This window comes from Microvirga antarctica, from assembly GCF_017921815.1.
In the GTDB taxonomy this organism is placed as follows: domain Bacteria; phylum Pseudomonadota; class Alphaproteobacteria; order Rhizobiales; family Beijerinckiaceae; genus Microvirga; species Microvirga antarctica.
Window position 1 is genome coordinate 1 of sequence record NZ_JAGEMM010000055.1, and the last position, 293, is coordinate 293.

A 293-nucleotide genomic window follows, 5' to 3' on the forward strand; every position below is an offset into this window, starting at 1 on the left:
ATCAGACGCCCCATCATGTAACCTGCCATAAGCGGCATCCAGAAACTGCCGCTGGATTGTTGAGCCTGCGCCTGATTTTCCGGCGCCATGCCAGCCTGTGCGGGTGCTTGCTGGCACTGACCTTCGCCAAACTCGGCGACGCAATCTTCGCGTGTAGCGTACTTAGGCGCAGTACGTTCGGCCTCTTTCAGAGCATTGTTATACGCAGTTGTACACTCCGCGCTTTTGCCCGGATTCGCCGCTGAACAGTCATCAGCGTTTTGATACAGCGATACGGTTTCATCGCTTTTTTC

At 54.9% G+C, this 293-nt stretch carries 1 protein-coding gene; it reads right to left on the minus strand.

Annotation, left to right across the window (positions count from 1 at the left end):
- The coding region (locus tag J4G32_RS20825) for a DUF1190 domain-containing protein (RefSeq protein WP_210497560.1) at positions 1-293 on the minus strand (293 nt) is incomplete at both ends.